The organism is Streptomyces sp. SA15 (assembly GCF_002291145.1).
Taxonomy (GTDB): Bacteria; Actinomycetota; Actinomycetes; order Streptomycetales; family Streptomycetaceae; genus Streptomyces.
The window spans coordinates 39,384-58,653 of record NZ_NTGE01000216.1 but is presented as its reverse complement, the minus strand read 5'-3'; the positions used below and the strand labels follow the sequence as shown (position 1 = coordinate 58,653).

Below are 19,270 nucleotides of genomic sequence, written 5' to 3'. Positions count from 1 at the left end.
GGACGTCCTCAGGCGTCACTCGGTTCCCGGTGGTGGTCATGGCGCACAGACTACGCACCGTCAAAACCTGCCTAGCCCTGAAGTTCACCCCAAATCAGGCAACTTGCTTCCCAAGAATCGGTGATGTGATCCCGTTCACCACCCTCCCTCTTGTCGCATCCGGAAGGTCGTTCTATCGTCGTGATGTATCGAGTCGATACATCGGCGCGACATAAAGACCGTCACAACCGTCCGCGGCAGAGAGGAGGCGACAATGAGCCGGCGTTCCGGGATCCTCGAGTTCGCCGTACTCGGCCTGCTCCGCGAGTCCCCGATGCACGGCTATGAGCTGCGCAAACGACTCAATACGTCACTGGGTGTGTTCCGTGCGTTCAGCTACGGCACCCTGTACCCCTGCCTCAAGACGCTGGTCGCCAACGGCTGGTTGATCGAAGAGCCGGGAAACACCTCCGAGGACGCCCTCGCCGCACCACTCGCAGGGCGTCGCGCCAAGATCGTCTATCGGTTGACGGCGGAAGGTAAGGAGCACTTCGAGGAGCTGCTCTCGCAGACGGGCCCCGACGCGTACGAGGACGAGCACTTCGCCGCCCGCTTCGCCTTCTTCGGGCAGACATCGCGTGACGTGCGCATGCGCGTGCTCGAAGGCCGCCGCAGCCGGTTGGAGGAGCGCCTGGAGAAGATGCGCGCCTCGCTGGCGCGCACCCGGGAGCGCCTCGACGACTACACGCTTGAGCTCCAGCGCCACGGGATGGAGTCCGTGGAGCGCGAAGTGCGCTGGCTGAACGAGCTCATCGAGAGCGAGCGGGCCGGACGGGACCTTCAGGGCCCCGCCTCCGGGGGGTCCGCTCAGCAGGACACCACATCTGGAGCGTCGGGCGGCCTGCCCCGTCCCGGGGACACCCCTGGGACGGATACGCCCGACGACACCGCCACGTGAGCGCCCACTCAGGGCCTCACTCGTACACACAGGGAGCAACCGGAATGGGTTCGGTTCGCGTAGCCATCGTCGGCGTGGGCAACTGCGCCGCCTCGCTGGTGCAGGGAGTCGAGTACTACAAGGACGCCGACCCGGCGTCCAAGGTCCCCGGCCTGATGCACGTCAAGTTCGGCGACTATCACGTCCGTGACGTCGAGTTCGTCGCCGCGTTCGACGTCGACGCGAAGAAGGTCGGCCTCGACCTCGCGGACGCCATCGGTGCCAGCGAGAACAACACCATCAAGATCTGCGACGTTCCGTCCACCGGCGTGAAGGTCCAGCGTGGCCACACCCTCGACGGCCTCGGCAAGTACTACCGCCAGACCATCGAGGAGTCCGCCGAGGAGCCGGTCGACGTCGTCCAGGTCCTCAAGGACAAGCAGGTCGACGTCCTCGTCTGTTATCTGCCCGTCGGGTCCGAGGACGCGGCGAAGTTCTACGCCCAGTGCGCCATCGATGCCAAGGTGGCGTTCGTCAACGCCCTCCCGGTCTTCATCGCCGGCACCAAGGAGTGGGCGGACAAGTTCACCGAGGCGGGCGTCCCGATCGTCGGCGACGACATCAAGTCCCAGGTCGGCGCCACCATCACGCACCGCGTCATGGCGAAGCTGTTCGAGGACCGGGGCGTCGTCCTGGACCGCACGATGCAGCTGAACGTCGGCGGCAACATGGACTTCAAGAACATGCTCGAGCGCGAGCGCCTGGAGTCCAAGAAGATCTCCAAGACGCAGGCCGTCACCTCCCAGATCCGCGACCGCGACATGGGCGCGGACAACGTCCACATCGGCCCGTCCGACTACGTGGCCTGGCTCGACGACCGCAAGTGGGCGTACGTCCGCCTGGAGGGCCGAGCGTTCGGTGACGTCCCGCTGAACCTGGAGTACAAGCTGGAGGTCTGGGACTCCCCGAACTCGGCCGGTGTCATCATCGACGCCCTGCGTGCCGCGAAGATTGCCAAGGACCGCGGGATCGGGGGTCCGATCCTGTCGGCGTCGTCGTACTTCATGAAGTCCCCGCCGGTCCAGTACTTCGACGATGAGGCCCGCGAGAACGTCGAGAAGTTCATCAGCGGCGAGGTCGAGCGCTGAGCAAGGCGGCGCTGCGGTCTGTTGGGGGTCCCCGAGGCATTGCGCCCGGGGGCCCTCCCCGTATGTGAGGCTGTGCCCCATGGCCGTCGTCCGTGACCTGCGCGTCCTGCTCCGCTTCCGGAACTTCCGACGCCTCCTCGCCGTGCGTCTGCTCTCACAGGGCGCCGACGGTGTCTACCAGGTCGCGCTCGCCTCCTACGTCGTCTTCTCGCCGGAGAGGCAGACCTCGGCCACCGCGATCGCCTCCGCGTTGGCTGTCCTGCTGCTCCCGTACTCCCTGGTGGGCCCCTTCGCCGGCGTCCTGCTGGACCGCTGGCGCCGCCGTCAGGTCTTCCTCTACGGCAACCTGGTGCGCGCCGTGATGGCGTCGGTGACGGCCGTCCTGATCGTCAGCCACGTCCCCGACTGGCTTTTCTATGTCTCCGCGCTGTGCGTCACCGCCGTCAACCGCTTCGTTCTCTCTGGCCTGTCCGCCGCACTGCCCCGCGTGGTGGACGCGGAGCGTCTGGTGATCGCCAATTCCCTATCACCCACTGCCGGAACGCTCGCGGCGACCGCGGGTGGTGGCCTCGCCTTCCTGGTACGGATCCTGGTCGCAGACTCTGACGCGGCCGTGGTGCTGCTGGGGGCCGCGCTGTACCTGTGCGGAGCACTCGCCTCGCTGCGCATGGCGCCGGAGCTGCTCGGTCCCGACCCGGCGTTGGTGCAGCCCCGGCTCATGGCAGCACTCGCGGGTACCGCCCGTGACTTGGTGGCAGGCGTACGGCATATCGCCTCACCCTCACGCCGGGAAGCCGCCTGGGCGCTCGGCGCGATGAGCCTGATGCGGTTCTGCTACGGGGCCCTGACGGTCATGCTGCTGATGCTCTGCCGGTACGAGTTCTCCTCGACCCCCGATGACGGACTCGCCCTGCTGGGGCTGGCGTTGGGCATCTCAGGGGCCGGCTTCTTCGCGGCGGCCGTCCTGACGCCCTGGGCGGCAGTGCGGCTCGGGTCCGGCAGCTGGATCGTCGTGTGCGCCGCAGCCGCCGCGCTCCTGGAGCCCACGCTCGGCCTTCCGTTCGCCGCCACCCCCATGCTCGCCGCGGCCTTCGTGCTCGGCCTGACCACCCAGGGCGCGAAGATCGCCACGGACACCATCGTCCAGTCCTCCGTGGACGACGGCTTCCGCGGCCGGATCTTCTCCGTCTACGACGTACTGTTCAACACCGCCTACGTGTCCGCCGCCGCGGTCGCCGCCCTGATGCTGCCACCGGACGGCCGCTCGGCGACCCTGGTGATCACTATCGCCATTATCTACGGGGCAGTTGCCGTGACCATGGGGCGCTTCGAGCGCCGGGCCGAGTAGGTCTGACGCTCACCCGCGAGGGGCGATGTTTCACGTGAAACATCGCCCCTCGTCCGCACCGGGGTTCATGTTTCACGTGAAACATGACCCCGTTTCACGCCTTCAGCTCTGCTCGGCCCACCACTCCTTGAGGGCCTTCGTTGCGGCGGCCTCACCCATCGGTCCGTTCTCCAGGCGCAGCTCCATCAAGAACTTGTACGCACGCCCGACCGCCGGGCCCGGAGGAACACCCAGGATCTCCATGATCTGGTTGCCATCCAGATCCGGGCGAATCGCGTCCAGCTCCTCCTGCTCCTGGAGCTGAGCGATCCGCTCCTCAAGACCGTTGTACGCCCGCGAGAGCGCGGCCGCCTTGCGCTTGTTCCGCGTCGTGCAGTCCGAGCGTGTCAGCTTGTGGAGGCGGTCGAGCAGGGGACCGGCGTCCCGGACATAGCGGCGGACCGCGGAATCGGTCCACTCCCCGGTGCCGTACCCGTGGAAGCGCAGGTGGAGTTCAACGAGGCGCGAGACGTCCTTCACCAGTTCGTTGGAGTACTTCAGTGCCGTCATCCGCTTCTTGGTCATCTTCGCCCCGACCACTTCGTGGTGGTGGAACGAGACCCGCCCGTCCTTCTCGAAGCGGCGCGTGCGGGGCTTGCCGATGTCGTGCAGCAGCGCGGCCAGGCGCAGGGTCAGGTCGGGACCGTCCTCCTCCAGCGCCATCGCCTGCTCCAGGACGATCAGCGTGTGTTCGTAGACGTCCTTGTGCCGGTGGTGCTCGTCGCTCTCCAGACGCAGAGCCGGCAGCTCGGGCAACACATGGTCGGCGAGCCCGGTGTCGACCAGTAGCGCCAGACCCTTACGTGGATGCGCGGACAGGATCAGCTTGTTGAGCTCGTCCCGCACCCGCTCGGCCGAAACGATCTCGATGCGCCCAGCCATTTCCTTCATGGCCGTGACGACCTCCGGAGCCACCTCGAAGTCGAGCTGGGCCGCGAAGCGCGCGGCACGCATCATCCGCAGCGGATCGTCCGAGAAGGACTCCTCGGGAGTGCCTGGGGTACGCAGGACACGCGCCGTGAGGTCGTCGAGCCCGCCGTGGGGGTCGATGAACACCTTCTCCGGCAGCGCGACGGCCATCGCGTTCACAGTGAAGTCACGCCGGACGAGGTCCTCCTCGATGGAGTCGCCGTAGGACACCTCGGGCTTGCGTGAGGTCCGGTCGTACGCCTCCGACCGGTAGGTGGTGACCTCCACCTGAAAGCGTCGATCAGCGTCTGCGACGCGGGCGTCTTTCTGGGCCCCAACAGTGCCGAAGGCGATCCCGACCTCCCACAAGGCGTCCGCCCACGGCCGCACGATCTTCAGTACGTCCTCGGGGCGGGCGTCGGTAGTGAAGTCCAGATCGTTGCCGAGCCGACCCAGCAGCGCGTCCCGGACCGAGCCGCCGACCAGGGCAAGTGAGAACCCGGCCTCCTGGAAGCGGCGGGCGAGGTCGTCGGCGACAGGGGCGACCCGCAGCAGCTCACCCACCGCGCGCTGCTGCACCTGACTGAGGGCACTGGCGTTGTCTTCGTTGGCGTTCGGCACAACAGAAGAGGGTACGTGGCCCGGACGACCGCGAGCTCCTCCATTAAACGTGCACAGACTCTCCACCCTGGCCTGCACGGGGTCGGCCCGTGAGACGCACGGCAGCGGTCCCCTTTATACGTGCACATTAGGGACAGCACGGCAGAGTCCTCTGATCTTGCTCCGATCTTGTGCAGCAGTCCGCGGCACTTCCCCTCGGCGCGCATCGTTACCATGCGTGGACGCACATTCCGACGACCACTGACGACGACAAGGGACGGGCGAGCGCGTGGCCGAGGCGGCAGACTTCCAGGGGACGAGTGCCTCACCTGCCCGCCGCTGGCTGCGGCGCACCGGAGCACTGCTCGCGGGCCTGCCCCTCCTGGCCGGACTGTCCCAGTTGCCCGCCGCCCCGTCGGCGGACGCCGCCGAGGCCTCCGGCTCGGGCACGGTGTCCGTAGCCCTCGACACGCTCAGCCCCAGCGCCCCGACGGACGGGGACACGCTGACCGTGTCCGGCACGGTCACGAACAACGGCAAGCAGACCGTCACGGACGCCCACGTCGGCCTGCGGGTGGGCCCCGAACTGACCACCCGCTCGGCGATCGACCGCACAGCCAAGGACAGCAGCGATACTCAGGGCATCACCCGGTCCGAGATCGGCGGCAAGTACGTCGAGAAGTTCTCCAGGCTGACCCCGGGCGTCGCCGAGCACTTCTCGCTCTCGGTGCCGGTCGACGAGCTGGACCTCGGCGACAGCGGGGTCTATCAGTTCGCCGTCTCGCTCTCCGGCGAGACGTCCGCACAGCCGTGGGAGCAGGTGCTCGGCATCCAGCGGACGTTCCTGCCGTGGCAGTCGGACAAGGCCGACACGAAGACCAAGACGACGTATCTGTGGCCCCTGATCTCCGCCGTCCACATGACGGCGGAGACGGGATCGAACGAGCAGCAGACGCCGGTTTTCCTCAACGACGACCTGGCCAAGGAGATCGCCCCGGGCGGCCGCCTCGACCAGATGTTGTCGCTGGGCAAGAACCTCGACCTCACCTGGGTGATCGACCCGGACCTGCTGGCCTCCGTGGACGCGATGACGCGCCCGTACCAGGTCAAGACGGGCGACACCACCAGGGCCGGCACCTATCAGACCGTCGCCAAGCAGTGGCTCGCCGAGTTGCAGAAAGCGGTGGAGGACAAGGAGGTCGTCGCCCTGCCCTTCGCCGACCCGGATCTCGCCTCCCTCGCCCACAACGGCACGAGCGTCACCGGCTCGCTGAGCCACCTCAAGGAGGCCACCGATGTCGTTGCCAACACGGTGGAGCCCATCCTCCACGTGCAACCGGTCACCGACTTCGCCTGGCCCGTGGACGGCGCCGTCGACCCGTCGATCGTCAAGGTGGCCACCTCCGCCGGCGCCGACAAGGTGATCGCACGCAGCGACAGCCTCCAGGAGACGGGCAGTCTGCCGTACACGCCCTCCGCGGCCCGTCCCATCGGCGGCGGCACCACGGCGGTCGTCGCGGACGCGCGGCTGTCGACGGCGTTCCAGGGCGACCTGACGAAGGCCTCCGCCTCCACTCTCGCCGTACAGCGGTTCCTGGCCCAGAGCCTCGCCCTGAACCTCCAGACGAACAAGCAGCGCAGCATCGTCGTCGCCCCGCAGCGCATGCCGACAGCAGGCCAGGCCCAGGCGATGGCCGAGGCGCTGACGGCCCTCCAGAGCGGCGACTGGTCCGAGTCCCAGGAGCTCACGGCGGCCGCCACCGCCAAGCCGGACCCGGCAGCCACCACGAAGGTGCCGTCGAGGTCCGCGTACCCCTCCTCGCTGCGTAAGCAGGAGCTGCCGCGGTCGGCGTTCGCGCAGATCGCCACCACGCAGGAGAAGCTGGACAACTTCAAGGTGGTCCTCAGCGACGAGTCCCGGGTGGTGACCCCCTTCGGGCGGGCCATGAACCGCGAGATGTCCACGTCGTGGCGCGGTCGCGCCACCGAGGCGACAGGCTTCCGCGGTGACGTCGAGGGGTACCTCGACGAGCTGAGCGACCAGGTCAAGCTGATCGAGAAGTCGGAGACCAAGCTCTCCGGACGCAGTGCCACCATCCCGGTGACCGTGCAGAACAATCTGGTGCAGGGCGTGGACCACCTTGTGCTGCGGCTCACCTCGCTGAGCCCGAAGCGACTCGAAATCGGCGGCGAGGCCTACACCGAGCAGTCGGTCGAGGTCTCCGGCAGCCGCAGCCAGACGGTGAAGTTCCCCACGACGGCCAACGCCAACGGCCGGGCGACCGTGGTCGCCCAGTTGTACACGGAGGACGGCCAGGCCTACGGCGCTCCCGTCGCCTTCGACGTGAAGGTCACCGAGTTCACGGCCACCGTGATGCTGGTCATCGGCGGCGGTGTCCTGCTACTCGTCCTCGCCGGCTTCCGGATGTACACGCAGCGCAAGCGCGCGGCCGCCCGTGAAGTCGAGGAGGAGGACGTCGACGAGGCGGGCGAGGCCGCAAGCGGCCCGGAGAACCTGGACAGCCCCGAAGACCGTCTCAAGGAGGAGTCCGGCACGCGACCCGGGGCAGACGGCCCGGAGCAGCCGAGTGACCCGACAGCGGACACCGCAGCGGAAAGCAACGACCCGTCCGGCACGGGTGAGAGAGTGGACCGTTGAGGATGTCGTGGCCGGTGGGCCCGGGACGATGAGGTGGGGTAACCATGAACGCGCCGTACGACGGTGACCGTGGCCAGGCCGCGGGCAGCTCGGGCCACCCCGAAGGCCCGCCGCCCGAGCCCGGCCAGGTGCCGCCGCAGCCTCCCGCGGACATGTACCTCCAGGACGCCTACGACCAGGACCCCTACCGGGCGCAGGACCTCTACACCCAGGACCCGGTAGCCGAGGCGCTCTACGACCGTTCCGCCCACCCACCGCCGCCCCCGGGCACGTACCAGCCGCAGCAGCCGCTCTACGCCCAGCCACCCCAGTCGCCGTACGCCCCCGACCCGCGCGTGTGGGCGCAGACCCCGGCGCCCGAGCCGGAGGGCCCGACCCAGTACCTGCCGTACGGTGACGACCCGCGCACCACCCAGTTCGTGGGCGTCGACGACCTCGTGACCCAGGCCGGCGAAGAGCGCCACGAACCGGACGCCTTCGCGCACCTCTTCCGGGACCAGCAGCAGGGCAGTGGGCACCCGAACTACGACCCCCCGTCCGTGCCCAACCCGTCCCCGGCACCGCACGCGAACCAGTACCCGGCGGCGACACCGCCTGGCGGAGGCCAGTACCCGGGTTCGACACCGCCCTCCGCTGCCGAAGCCGCCGCACCGGCGCCCGCACCTGCGCCTGCGCCTGCGCCTGCCGCGAAGAAGGGCGGGCGGGCCACGGGTCTGCTGAAGTCGAGCGCCGTGATGGCGGCAGGCACGATGGTCTCCCGCCTCACCGGCTTCATCCGCTCCGCGCTGATCGTGTCGGCACTGGGCCTCGGCTTCCTCGGCGACTCCTTCCAGGTCGCGTACCAGTTGCCGACGATGATCTACATCCTGACCGTCGGCGGCGGCCTCAACTCCGTCTTCGTGCCGCAGCTCGTGCGCTCCATGAAGGAGGACGAGGACGGCGGCGAGGCGTACGCCAACCGCCTGCTGACCCTCGTGATGGTGGCCCTGGCAGCCCTCACCGGACTCGCGATGTTCGCCGCGCCGCTCCTGGTCCGCATGCTGGCGAACCCGGTCGCCAACAACCCCGCGGCCAACGAGGTCGCCGTCACCTTCACCCGTTACTTCCTGCCCTCGATCTTCTTCATGGGCATCCATGTGGTCATGGGTCAGATCCTCAACGCCCGCGGGAAGTTCGGGGCGATGATGTGGACCCCGGTCCTGAACAACATCGTCATCATCGTGACGCTCGGCATGTTCCTCTGGGTGTACGGCACCGCGGCGGACTCCGGCATGGAGGTCACCAACATTCCGCCGGAGGGTCAGCGTCTCCTCGGTATCGGCATACTGCTCGGCCTCGTCGTACAGGCCCTGGCGATGATCCCTTACCTCCGCGAGACCGGGTTCCGGATGCGGCTGCGCTTCGACTGGAAGGGCCACGGCCTGGGCAAGGCCGTGACGCTCGCCAAGTGGACCGTCCTGTTCGTCCTGGCCAACCAGGCCGGCGCGCTCGTCGTCACCCAGCTGTCCACCGCCTCCGGCAAGGCCTCCCCCGTCGACGGCACCGGCTTCGCCGCCTACGCCAACGCCCAGCTGATCTGGGGCCTGCCGCAGGCCATCATCACCGTCTCCCTGATGGCCGCCCTGCTGCCGCGCATCTCGCGCTCGGCGGCCGAGGGCGACGCCGGCGCCATCCGCGACGACATCTCCCAGGGCCTCAGGACGACGGCCGTCGCGATCGTGCCCATCGCCTTCGGCTTCCTGTCGCTCGGTATCCCGATGTGCACGCTGATCTTCGGTTCCTCGGGCACCAGCGCGGCTACGAACATGGGGTTCATGCTGATGGCTTTCGGCCTCGGCCTGATCCCGTACTCCGTGCAGTACGTCGTCCTGCGCGCCTTCTACGCGTACGAGGACACCCGCACCCCCTTCTACAACACGGTCATCGTGGCAGCCGTCAACGCCGCGGCCTCCGCCGCCTGTTACTTCGTACTCCCGGCCCGCTGGGCCGTGGTCGGCATGTCCGCCTCGTACGGCCTCGCCTACGCGATCGGTGTCGGCGTCGCCTGGAACCGGCTGCGCAAGCGGCTGGGCGGCGACCTGGACGGCAACCGCGTCCTGCGGACGTACGCCAGGCTCTGCATCGCCTCGGTACCGGCGGCCCTGCTCAGCGGGGCCGCCGTCTACGGCGTCGGGCACTCGCTCGGCCAGGGTGTCGTCGGCTCCTTCGCCGCCCTGATCGCCGGCGGGGCGGTCCTGCTCGGGGTCTTCTTCGTCGCCGCCCGACGTATGCGCATCGAGGAGCTGAATTCACTGGTCGGCATGGTCCGCGGGCGCCTGGGGCGCTGAGGACGGGGGTACGCGCACAACCATCGTCCGCCACTGTGTGTCGTGCATAGCGGCGGACTGTGGGCACAATTGGTTTCGGCGTCGCACGGCGCGCAACGGATGGGGAGGCAGGGAACGACGGTGGCGGAACGGAGCACGGCTGCCGTCGACGTGGCAGACAACAGCGGCGACGAGCCGCTGACCGCCAAGGCGGACCAGTCCACGGCCGACGGGGTGGCCAAGAACCGGGAGCGGGACACGGAAGACGTCGAGGCACAGGGGAGTGGCGGGACCGAGGGTCCCGGAAAGGCCTCACCACCCGAACTGCACAGCGGCCACAAGCTGGCCAGACGCTACCGCCTCGAGGAGTGCGTCACCCGTCTGGACGGATTCAGCAGTTGGCGTGCCGTGGACGAGAAACTCCGTCGCGCCGTCGGCGTCCACATCCTGCCCGCGGACCACTCACGGGCCCGTTCCGTGCTGGCCGCGGCCCGCTCCTCCGCGCTGCTCGGCGACCCCCGCTTCGTCCAGGTCCTGGACGCCGTCGAGGAGAACGACCTCGTCTACGTCGTCCACGAGTGGCTGCCCGACGCCACCGAACTGTCCACGCTGCTGGCCTCCGGCCCGCTGGAGGTGTACGACGCCTACCAGATGGTCAGCCAGATCTCCTCCGCCATGGCCGCCGCACACCGCGAGGGCCTCGCGCATCTGAGGCTGAACCCCAACGCCGTCCTGCGCACCTCGACCGGCCAGTGGCGCATCCGCGGCCTCGCCGTGAACGCGGCGCTGCGCGGCATCGGCTCCGACACCCCGCAGCGCACGGACACCGAGGCGATCGGCGCCCTGCTGTACGCGGCGCTCACCCAGCGCTGGCCGTACGAGAGCGACGCCTATGGTCTGTCCGGCCTGCCCAAGGACGTCGGCCTCATCGCCCCCGACCAGGTGCGCGCCGGCGTCCACCGAGGGCTGTCCGAGCTCACCATGCGCGCGCTCGCCAACGACGGCGCGACCGCCTCCCGCCACGAGTCCCCGTGCACCACGCCCGAGGAACTGGTGAAGGCGATCGCCGAGATGCCCCGCATCCGCCCACCGGAGCCGGCGTTCACCGCCCCGCCCGACTACCAGCGCACGACGTACCAGCAGGGCACCTACGGCCGAGGGGCGCAGCATCCAGGCGCCACCCGGCCGGTACCGCCCCCGCCGCCCCCGCTCCAGAGCCGCACCGGCAAGGCGTTGAAGTGGGCCGTCTCCGGCCTCCTCATCGCCGCGCTGGGTCTCGGCAGCTGGCAGCTGGCGGACGCGCTCATGGAGCAGGGCAACAAGTCGGACGACACCGGTAACACACAGACGACAGACGGGAACGACAAGAACACCGCGGCCCCCAAGCCGGTCAAGACCCTCAGCATCAAGGGCGCCCAGGAGTATGTCGCCAAAGGCGACGCCCAGCACCCGCGGGACGTCGGCAAGACGTACGACGGCAACAGCTCGACGTACTGGAAGACCAGCACGTTCGTGGAGGGTCCGGCCCTCGCTCCGTACAAGCCGGGCGTGGGCATCGTCTATGACCTGGGCTCGGCGCAGGAGGTATCCGCCGCGACCATCGGTCTGCGCTACTCCGGTGATCACACGACGGCCAAGCTGTACGCTTCCGACTCGCTGACGCCGTCCTCGCTGGACTCGATGCAGGAGATCGGCACCGTCACGACGAGTGGTGCGACCGCCAAGGTGAAGGCCACCAAGTCAGTGAAGACGCGATACGTGCTCGTATGGCTGACTGCTGTGCCGTACTCGGGCGATGACCCGAGTACGTACAGCGATGCCGGCTACAAGCAGGCCATCACTGACGTGAAGTTCACAGGCTGAGCAATCACCAAGGGGAGGGGGTCCGATGGCAGATGGCAGCGCGTACGGCGACACGAGCGATCAGGACCTCCTGGCCCGCCATGTAGAGGGCGACCCCGAAGCCTTCGGTGAGCTCGTGCGGCGGCACCGCGACCGGCTCTGGGCCGTCGCCCTGCGGACGCTGGGGGACCGGGAGGAAGCCGCTGACGCCGTCCAGGACGCCCTCGTCTCGGCGTACCGGGCCGCCCACACCTTCCGCGGCCAGTCGGCCGTCACAACGTGGCTGCACCGGATCACGGTGAACGCCTGCCTCGACCGGGCCCGCAAGACGGCCTCCCGCAAGACGTCGCCGGTCGACGACACCGAACGCCTGGAGCAGCTGCTGGAGCCGCACGAGTCCGCCTCGGCGCCCGCGGAGCGCAACGACCTCCACCGCCAGCTTCTGGAGGCGCTCGGCACGCTGCCGCCCGACCAGCGGGCCGCTCTCGTCCTGGTGGACATGCAGGGCTACCCGGTGGCGGAAGCCGCCCGCGTGCTCGATGTGCCGACCGGGACGGTGAAGAGCCGCTGTGCCCGCGGCCGGGCCAGACTCCTGCCCCTCCTCACCCATCTGCGGCCGGAAAATGCCGGTGACGGCAGAGAAGCGGACGCGGGGCGGAACCGGACGCAGGGGACATCCGTCCCACCCGCAGCGGAGCCGCGTCCAGCGGGTCCGGCGGATACGGGACCAAGCGATTCAGCTGCAGTGAAGGGCGGAGGTGGGCGAGCGTGACATCCACGACTGACACGGCCGGGCACCCGGACGTCGCGGAGATCTCCGACCTCACCGAGGGCCTGCTCCCGCCGTCGCGAACCGCGGACGTACGACGGCATCTCGACGAGTGCGAGCTCTGCGCGGACGTCCACGCGTCGCTGGAGGAAATCCGGGGACTGCTCGGGGCGCTGCCGGGTCCGTCACGCATGCCCGCCGACGTCGCGGGCCGCATCGATGCCGCCCTCGCCGCGGAAGCCCTGCTGCACGCCACGGCGCCCGATGCCGTGGATGCGCAGGCGCCCGTCGGCGCCACGGTCCGGTCCCTGTCCGACTCGTCCGACACGGAACCGGGCGACAGCGCGCATGTTTCACGTGAAACATCGACGACAGCGGACCGTCCCTCAAGGCACGCCCGCACCTCGACCACCGGTCCTGGCCGCAAGGAGCGCAGGAAGGGCACCAGGCGACGAGTGGCCGTCCTGGGCACCGTGTTCACGGTCGCAGCCCTGGGATTCGGTTCCGTGCTGCTGTCCTCGCTGAACGACGGCCAGCCGCCCGACTCCGAGGCACGGCCCACCGCTGCGGATACCTTCTCCGAGGACAAGCTGAAGACGCAGGTCGCCGATCTCCTCGCCAAGAGCAAGAGCTCGGAGAGCGGATCAAGCGGATCCCGCACTCCGCACACCCTGGGCACGGAGTCCCTTCCCGGCAGCGACGGGCCCAAGATCCTGCAGGACGCCACCGTCCCCGACTGCGTCCAGAAGGGCATCGGCCGCAGCGACTCGGCCCTGGCGACCGAGCAAGGGACCTACAAGGGGACGGATGCCATGCTCGTCGTGCTCCCCGACGCGCCCGACGGCACGCGGGTCACGGCGTACATCATGGATAGGACCTGCGTGGCCGACCCGTCGGCCGGTACGGCCAAGGTTCTGCTGAAGAAGTCCTACACGCAGCCCTGAGCGCGCACGCTTCGTCTTTGTCCCACGTGGTGTCCCGTACTGAGTCGCGTCTCCGTGTGCCCGGACACAGCGGGAATGCGCGCCCCTTAGGATCCGTTGGGTGGGGTGAGAGTCCTGAAAGGGCTCCCCCCGGTCCGACGACGCAGTCCAGAGACGAGGAATCAAGCCGTGAGCGACGTCCGAAACGTGATCATCATCGGCTCCGGGCCCGCCGGCTACACGGCGGCGCTCTACACCGCGCGCGCGTCGCTGAAGCCGCTGGTGTTCGAGGGCGCCGTGACCGCGGGTGGTGCGCTGATGACCACCACTGATGTGGAAAACTTCCCGGGCTTCCAGGACGGCATCATGGGCCCCGAGCTCATGGACAACATGCGTGCCCAAGCAGAGCGCTTCGGCGCCGAGCTCGTTCCGGACGACATCGTCAACGTCGATCTGAGCGGTGAGATCAAGACCGTCACCGACACCGCGGGCTCGGTTCACAAGGCGAAGGCCGTCATCGTCGCCACCGGCTCGCAGCACCGCAAGCTGGGCCTGCCGAACGAGGACGCACTCTCCGGCCGCGGTGTCTCCTGGTGTGCCACCTGCGACGGCTTCTTCTTCAAGGACCAGGACATCGCCGTGATCGGCGGTGGTGACACCGCGATGGAGGAGGCCACCTTCCTCTCCCGGTTCGCCAAGTCCGTGACGGTCGTTCACCGCCGGGACACCTTGCGCGCCTCCAAGGCGATGCAGGAGCGTGCCTTCGCCGACCCGAAGATCAAGTTCGTGTGGGACAGCGAGGTTGCCGAGGTCCAGGGCGACCAGAAGCTGACCGGCCTGAAGCTGCGCAACGTCAAGACCGGCGAGCTGTCGGACCTGGCCGTGACGGGCCTGTTCATCGCGATCGGCCACGACCCGCGCACCGAGCTCTTCAAGGGCCAGCTCGAACTGGACGAAGAGGGCTACCTGAGGGTCGACGCGCCATCGACCCGGACCAACCTGACCGGTGTCTTCGGCGCCGGTGACGTGGTCGACCACACCTACCGCCAGGCGATCACCGCAGCTGGCACCGGCTGCTCCGCCGCCCTCGACGCAGAGCGCTTCCTCGCCGCCCTCGCGGACGAGGAGAAGGCCGAGCCTGAGAAGACCTCTGTCTGACCTCCACTGTCTGACCTCCATCCGCCCCACGCACCAACCAGTTAAGGAGCCCGCCGTGGCCGGCACCCTGAAGAACGTTACCGACGACTCCTTCGAGCAGGACGTCCTCAAGAGCGACAAGCCCGTCCTGGTGGACTTCTGGGCCGCCTGGTGCGGCCCGTGCCGCCAGATCGCTCCGTCCCTCGAGGCGATCGCCGCCGAGTACGGCGACAAGATCGAGGTCGTCAAGCTGAACATCGACGAGAACCCGGGTACGGCCGCCAAGTACGGCGTCATGTCCATCCCGACCCTCAACGTCTACCAGCGCGGCGAGGTCGCCAAGACCATCGTCGGTGCGAAGCCGAAGGCCGCGATCGTCCGCGACCTTGAGGACTTCATCGCCGAGTGAACGGCTGAGCCGTCGAGCTGCTGGCGCATGTTTCACGTGAAACATGAATGGGCCACCCCGGCAGGGGTGGCCCATTCGTGTTGAGGGGTCGCAACGCATTAGAGGGGTCGCAACGCCGGCTCCTTCTGTACGGCCCCCAGCAACCGGTCCAACGCCATCTCCACGTCTTCCTTCCAGGAGAGCGTCGTCCGCAGCTCCAGCCTCAGGCGTGGGTACACAGGATGAGGCCTGACCGTCTTGAAGCCCACGGCCAGGAGATGGTCGGCAGGCAGAAGGCACGCGGGCTCATTCCAACGCGCATCTCCGAAGGCCTCGATCGCTTTGAATCCGCGCCGCAGCAGATCCTTGGCGACCGTCTGGACCATCACCCGACCCAGCCCTTGTCCCTGGTAACCCGGCATGATGAACGCCGTCATCAGCTGCACCGCGTCAGCAGAGACAGGGCTCGTGGGAAACGCCGTCGAACGCGGAACGTACGCGGGAGGCGCGTAGAGAACGAAGCCCACCGGCACGTCGTCGACGTAGACGACCCGTCCGCAGGATCCCCAGTCGAGCAGAACCGCGGAGATCCAGGCTTCCTTCTCCAGGGCGGGCGTTCCCGCCTTTACTGCGGCTTCTCCACTGACCGGGTCCAACTCCCAGAAGACACACGCGCGACAGCGCTTGGGAATGTCCTGAAGGTTGTCCAGCGTGAGCGGTACGAGCCGGCGCCCCATGAAGGCTGTTCCTCGCTTCCTTCGCCCGCCGCGTCGCGGGCGGCCGTTAGAGCGCTCCGTTCCCTGAGCAGGCTGCCGACGAAGCCGCCGACCGCGCCCAGACCCAGGCCCGCGCTCACCAGTCCGGTGCGGCTCACCGTTCGCATGGCCCCTGCCTCCCCTCACAGGTGCTGCCGGGTGGATGCGCCATACCCGTACGCATCGTATCCACGATGCGATTCCATCGATACTGCCTCAAAGCAAAGAGCGGGCCGTGTTCCGGTATACACCGGACGCGGCCCGCTCTGCCGGTCTGCCGAGTGCGATATCACCCGCCCGACCGGAGGCTCAGCCTTCCGACTCCTCGGCCTCGCTCTCCAGCAGTCCCTTCTGGAGGGCCAGCCTCTCGCCCGGGGCGAGCGTGCTGAGGATCCGCTCAAGGTCCTCCGGGGAGGCGAACTCAACGGTGATCTTGCCCTTCTTCTGGCCCAGTTCGACCTTCACCCGGGTCTCGAAGCGGTCCGAGAGACGGGTCGCGAGGTCGGTCAGCGCCGGCGAGACCCGGGCACCGGCCCGGGGCCCCTTGGCCCGCTGAGCCGTCTGTGGCCGCGATCCCATCAGGGTCACGATCTCCTCGACAGCCCGCACCGAGAGCCCCTCGGCCACGATCCGGTGGGCCAGCCGGTCCTGCTCCTCCGAGTCCTCGACGGAGAGCAGAGCCCGTGCGTGTCCGGCGGAGAGCACTCCGGCGGCTACGCGGCGCTGGACCGCCGGCGAGAGCTTCAGCAGACGCAGGGTGTTGGAGACCTGCGGGCGGGACCGGCCAATGCGGTCCGCCAGCTGGTCGTGCGTGCAGTTGAAGTCCTTCAGCAGCTGGTCGTAGGCGGCGGCCTCTTCCAGCGGGTTCAGCTGGGCTCGGTGAAGGTTCTCCAGGAGGGCGTCCAGGAGGAGCTTCTCGTCCTCCGTAGCCCGCACGATCGCCGGGATGGCCTCGAGTCCCGCCTCACGGCAGGCCCTCCAGCGCCGCTCGCCCATGATGAGCTCGTAGCGCGCCGGACCCAGCTGCCGTACGACGACCGGCTGGAGGAGACCGACCTCCTTGATGGAGGTGACGAGCTCCTGCAGCGCGTCCTCGTCGAAGACCTCACGCGGCTGGCGCGGGTTCGGCGTGATGGAGTCGAGAGGGATCTCCGCGAAGTGGGCACCCATGGGAGGCGCAGGCGTCTCCATGGCGCCGTTCGTCGACGGCTCCTCCGTTTCATGTGAAACAGGCGGCAGTGTGGCAACCTTCGCCGCGGCCACCCCGCGATCGGTGGTCAGTACCGGCACAGCCGCCGGGGACGTCGAAGCACTCCCCCCCGACGCGGCCGGAGCAACCGTCTTCTCCGTCGGTGCAGCAGGGATCAGTGCACCGAGACCACGGCCCAACCCCCTCCGTCGCTCACTCACTGGATCCCCTCCACCATGCTCGGGTCGCTCTGTGCGCCGATGTGGGCGTGCGTCGCGTCGTAGGAGACGCCGACGCCCTTCAACGCGATTTCTCGTGCCGCCTCAAGATAGGAGAGGGCACCGCTCGATCCTGGATCGTAGGTCAACACCGTCTGTCCGTAACTCGGCGCCTCGGAGATACGGACCGAGCGGGGAATGCTCGTCCGCAACACCTCGTCGCCGAAGTGGCTGCGCACCTCGTCCGCGACCTGGGACGCGAGTCGCGTCCGGCCGTCGTACATGGTGAGCAGGATCGTCGATACATGGAGGGCGGGGTTGAGGTGCCCCCGCACCAGATCGACGTTGCGCAGCAACTGGCCCAGGCCCTCCAGCGCGTAGTACTCGCACTGGATCGGGATGAGAACCTCCTGGCCGGCGACCAGTGCGTTGACCGTCAGCAGGCCGAGCGAGGGCGGGCAGTCGATGAGGATGTAGTCCAGCGGCTGCTCGTACGCCTGGATGGCTCGCTCCAGCCGGCTTTCCCTGGCCACCAGCGATACCAGCTCGATCTCCGCACCGGCGAGATCGATCGTGGCAGGGGCGCAGAAGAGACCCTCGACATCAGGGACCGGCTGGACGACTTCCGCGAGCGGCTTGCTCTCGACGAGGACGTCGTAGATGGAAGGAACTTCGGCGTGATGGTCGATGCCCAGCGCGGTGGACGCGTTGCCCTGCGGGTCGAGGTCGATCACCAGGACACGGCCGCCGTGCAGGGCCAGCGAAGCGGCAAGGTTGACGGTCGTTGTCGTCTTGCCCACCCCGCCCTTCTGGTTGGCGACCACCATGACGCGGGTCTGCTCGGGCCGTGGCAGACCCTCGCCGGCGCGGCCTAGAGCCTCCACCGCCAGCTGGGCAGCACGACCGATCGGAGTGTCGTCCATCGGGGGCGGTGTTTCACGTGAAACATCCTCCCCCATCGACTCGGTACGGGGACCGGGGACCGGATCGGTCATCGGTCCCGCGATGTTGGCGTCGGACCGCAAGGATTCACTCTCCTCGACTTCAGGCTCGCAATGAACAGAGCCTCCCATGTCTTCGGGGTCGTGAACCAGTGAGGCCTGTTGTTCTGTGGAGAAAACCACCTCTGTGGACAACTCAGTTCCCTCATCGAGTGAACCGAGGGGCCTACGATCGCGGGGTTCGGCCGCGGCGCGGCCCCGGCTGATGATGCCGTGCAGCAGTGAGCGACGTTTCACGTGAAACACGATGCACAGCAGCCGAGGCGGAATTGCCCGCGACACTCCGGCATGCGTAGGTTTGGCAGCTTGTGTGGAGTACGTCTCGTCGTCAGGACGGATCAGCGGCGCTCACGGAAACACCGGCACCGGCTAACCGCGACGCCGGCGCGCCCTACCCGTTCGGGCGGCCTTGGCCTTCTTGGCGGCAAAGCGCACGCCACCGGGACTCTCCCCGACCTCAACCCGCACAACCGTGGACAGCGGATCCACCACGCCCTCACCCACATGCAGGATGGACGTCTCCACGGCACCCAGCTTGCTCAGCGCGGTCGCCGCACTCTTGAGCTCCTCTTCCGCCGCATCGCCCTTGAGCGCCAGCATCTCCCCGTACGGACGCAACAGTGGAATGCCCCAGGTCGCCAACCGGTCCAGCGGGGCCACTGCTCGCGCCGTCACCACGTGGACGGGTGTGAGCTTGCCCATGACTTCCTCGGCCCGGCCGCGGACGACCGTGACATGGTCCAGGCCCAACAGCTCGACGACCTCGGTCAGGAAGTTGGTGCGTCGCAGCAGGGGTTCCAGCAGAGTGATCTTCAGGTCCTCCCGGACGAGTGCCAGGGGGATGCCGGGCAGGCCCGCGCCCGAACCGACGTCGCACACCGTCACACCCTCGGGAACGACCTCTGAGAGCACCGCGCAGTTCAGCAGGTGCCGCTCCCACAGCCGGGGCACTTCGCGCGGGCCGATCAAGCCGCGCTGCACTCCCGCCTCGGCGAGCAGCTCCGCGTATCGGACCGCATCCGCGAAGCGATCACCGAACACCTCGCGCGCCTGCTCGGGCGCGGGGGGAAGCTCCGCTGCCTCCGTCACGGGGGACCGTCCTTCCGTACGGCATCGACGCAGC

15 protein-coding genes are annotated in these 19,270 nt (G+C 68.4%); 10 read left to right on the top strand and 5 right to left on the bottom strand.

The features are described 5' to 3' along the window. Positions 1-253 precede the first annotated feature (253 nt). From CLM62_RS46720 to CLM62_RS46710, 3 genes are all read left to right on the top strand, one after another. On the top strand, positions 254-937 hold the full coding sequence (locus CLM62_RS46720; protein ID WP_095755996.1) for a PadR family transcriptional regulator: 684 nt from the start codon (positions 254-256) through the stop codon (positions 935-937). Positions 938-981: 44 nt separating this feature from the next. After that, positions 982-2,064, top strand: coding sequence for an inositol-3-phosphate synthase (locus CLM62_RS46715; protein WP_095755995.1), 1,083 nt, complete (start codon positions 982-984; stop codon positions 2,062-2,064). 79 nt (positions 2,065-2,143) lie between these two features. Continuing rightward, complete coding sequence (locus CLM62_RS46710) at positions 2,144-3,412, top strand: MFS transporter (RefSeq protein WP_095755994.1); 1,269 nt, start codon at positions 2,144-2,146, stop codon at positions 3,410-3,412. A 102-nt stretch (positions 3,413-3,514) separates the two neighbouring features. Here the strand turns inward: CLM62_RS46710 and CLM62_RS46705 are convergent, their stop codons facing one another. Further along, positions 3,515-4,981, bottom strand: coding sequence for a CCA tRNA nucleotidyltransferase (locus tag CLM62_RS46705; RefSeq protein WP_095755993.1), 1,467 nt, complete (start codon positions 4,979-4,981; stop codon positions 3,515-3,517). A gap of 268 nt (positions 4,982-5,249) precedes the next feature. Here CLM62_RS46705 and CLM62_RS46700 point away from each other — a divergent pair, with 268 nt between their 5' ends. The 7 genes from CLM62_RS46700 (at position 5,250) to trxA (ending at position 15,005) form a co-directional block, all read left to right on the top strand. Then, positions 5,250-7,619: a DUF6049 family protein gene (locus tag CLM62_RS46700; RefSeq protein WP_095755992.1), complete on the top strand. Its 2,370-nt coding sequence runs from the start codon at positions 5,250-5,252 to the stop codon at positions 7,617-7,619. Between the two features lie 44 nt (positions 7,620-7,663). Continuing rightward, complete coding sequence (gene murJ / locus CLM62_RS46695) at positions 7,664-9,946, top strand: murein biosynthesis integral membrane protein MurJ (protein WP_095755991.1); 2,283 nt, start codon at positions 7,664-7,666, stop codon at positions 9,944-9,946. 120 nt (positions 9,947-10,066) lie between these two features. Beyond that, positions 10,067-11,788, top strand: coding sequence for a protein kinase family protein (locus tag CLM62_RS46690; RefSeq protein WP_095755990.1), 1,722 nt, complete (start codon positions 10,067-10,069; stop codon positions 11,786-11,788). A 25-nt stretch (positions 11,789-11,813) separates the two neighbouring features. Continuing rightward, positions 11,814-12,539, top strand: a complete 726-nt coding sequence (gene sigM, locus CLM62_RS46685; RefSeq protein ID WP_095755989.1) for an RNA polymerase sigma factor SigM — start codon at positions 11,814-11,816, stop codon at positions 12,537-12,539. Next, a complete protein-coding gene (locus CLM62_RS46680) occupies positions 12,536-13,480 on the top strand; it encodes an anti-sigma factor (RefSeq protein WP_095755988.1) in 945 nt (314 codons plus the stop codon). The genes sigM and CLM62_RS46680 overlap by 4 nt, the downstream gene beginning before the upstream one ends. Before the next feature lie 168 nt (positions 13,481-13,648). After that, a complete protein-coding gene (trxB, locus tag CLM62_RS46675; RefSeq protein ID WP_095755987.1) occupies positions 13,649-14,617 on the top strand; it encodes a thioredoxin-disulfide reductase in 969 nt (322 codons plus the stop codon). A gap of 55 nt (positions 14,618-14,672) precedes the next feature. Then, positions 14,673-15,005, top strand: coding sequence for a thioredoxin (gene trxA / locus CLM62_RS46670; protein WP_030042230.1), 333 nt, complete (start codon positions 14,673-14,675; stop codon positions 15,003-15,005). A 98-nt stretch (positions 15,006-15,103) separates the two neighbouring features. Here trxA and CLM62_RS46665 read toward each other — a convergent pair whose 3' ends face one another. The 4 genes from CLM62_RS46665 to rsmG form a co-directional block, all read right to left on the bottom strand. Continuing rightward, complete coding sequence (locus tag CLM62_RS46665; RefSeq protein WP_095755986.1) at positions 15,104-15,721, bottom strand: GNAT family N-acetyltransferase; 618 nt, start codon at positions 15,719-15,721, stop codon at positions 15,104-15,106. Positions 15,722-16,048: 327 nt separating this feature from the next. Next, a complete protein-coding gene (locus CLM62_RS46660; RefSeq protein ID WP_095755985.1) occupies positions 16,049-17,149 on the bottom strand; it encodes a ParB/RepB/Spo0J family partition protein in 1,101 nt (366 codons plus the stop codon). Beyond that, entirely contained in the window at positions 17,146-18,219 is a 1,074-nt protein-coding gene (locus tag CLM62_RS46655) for a ParA family protein (RefSeq protein ID WP_095755984.1), read from the bottom strand. Before CLM62_RS46655 ends, CLM62_RS46660 begins: the two co-directional genes overlap by 4 nt. A gap of 297 nt (positions 18,220-18,516) precedes the next feature. Then, positions 18,517-19,236: a 16S rRNA (guanine(527)-N(7))-methyltransferase RsmG gene (gene rsmG, locus CLM62_RS46650; protein ID WP_095755983.1), complete on the bottom strand. Its 720-nt coding sequence runs from the start codon at positions 19,234-19,236 to the stop codon at positions 18,517-18,519. Between the last annotated feature and the right edge of the window lie 34 nt (positions 19,237-19,270).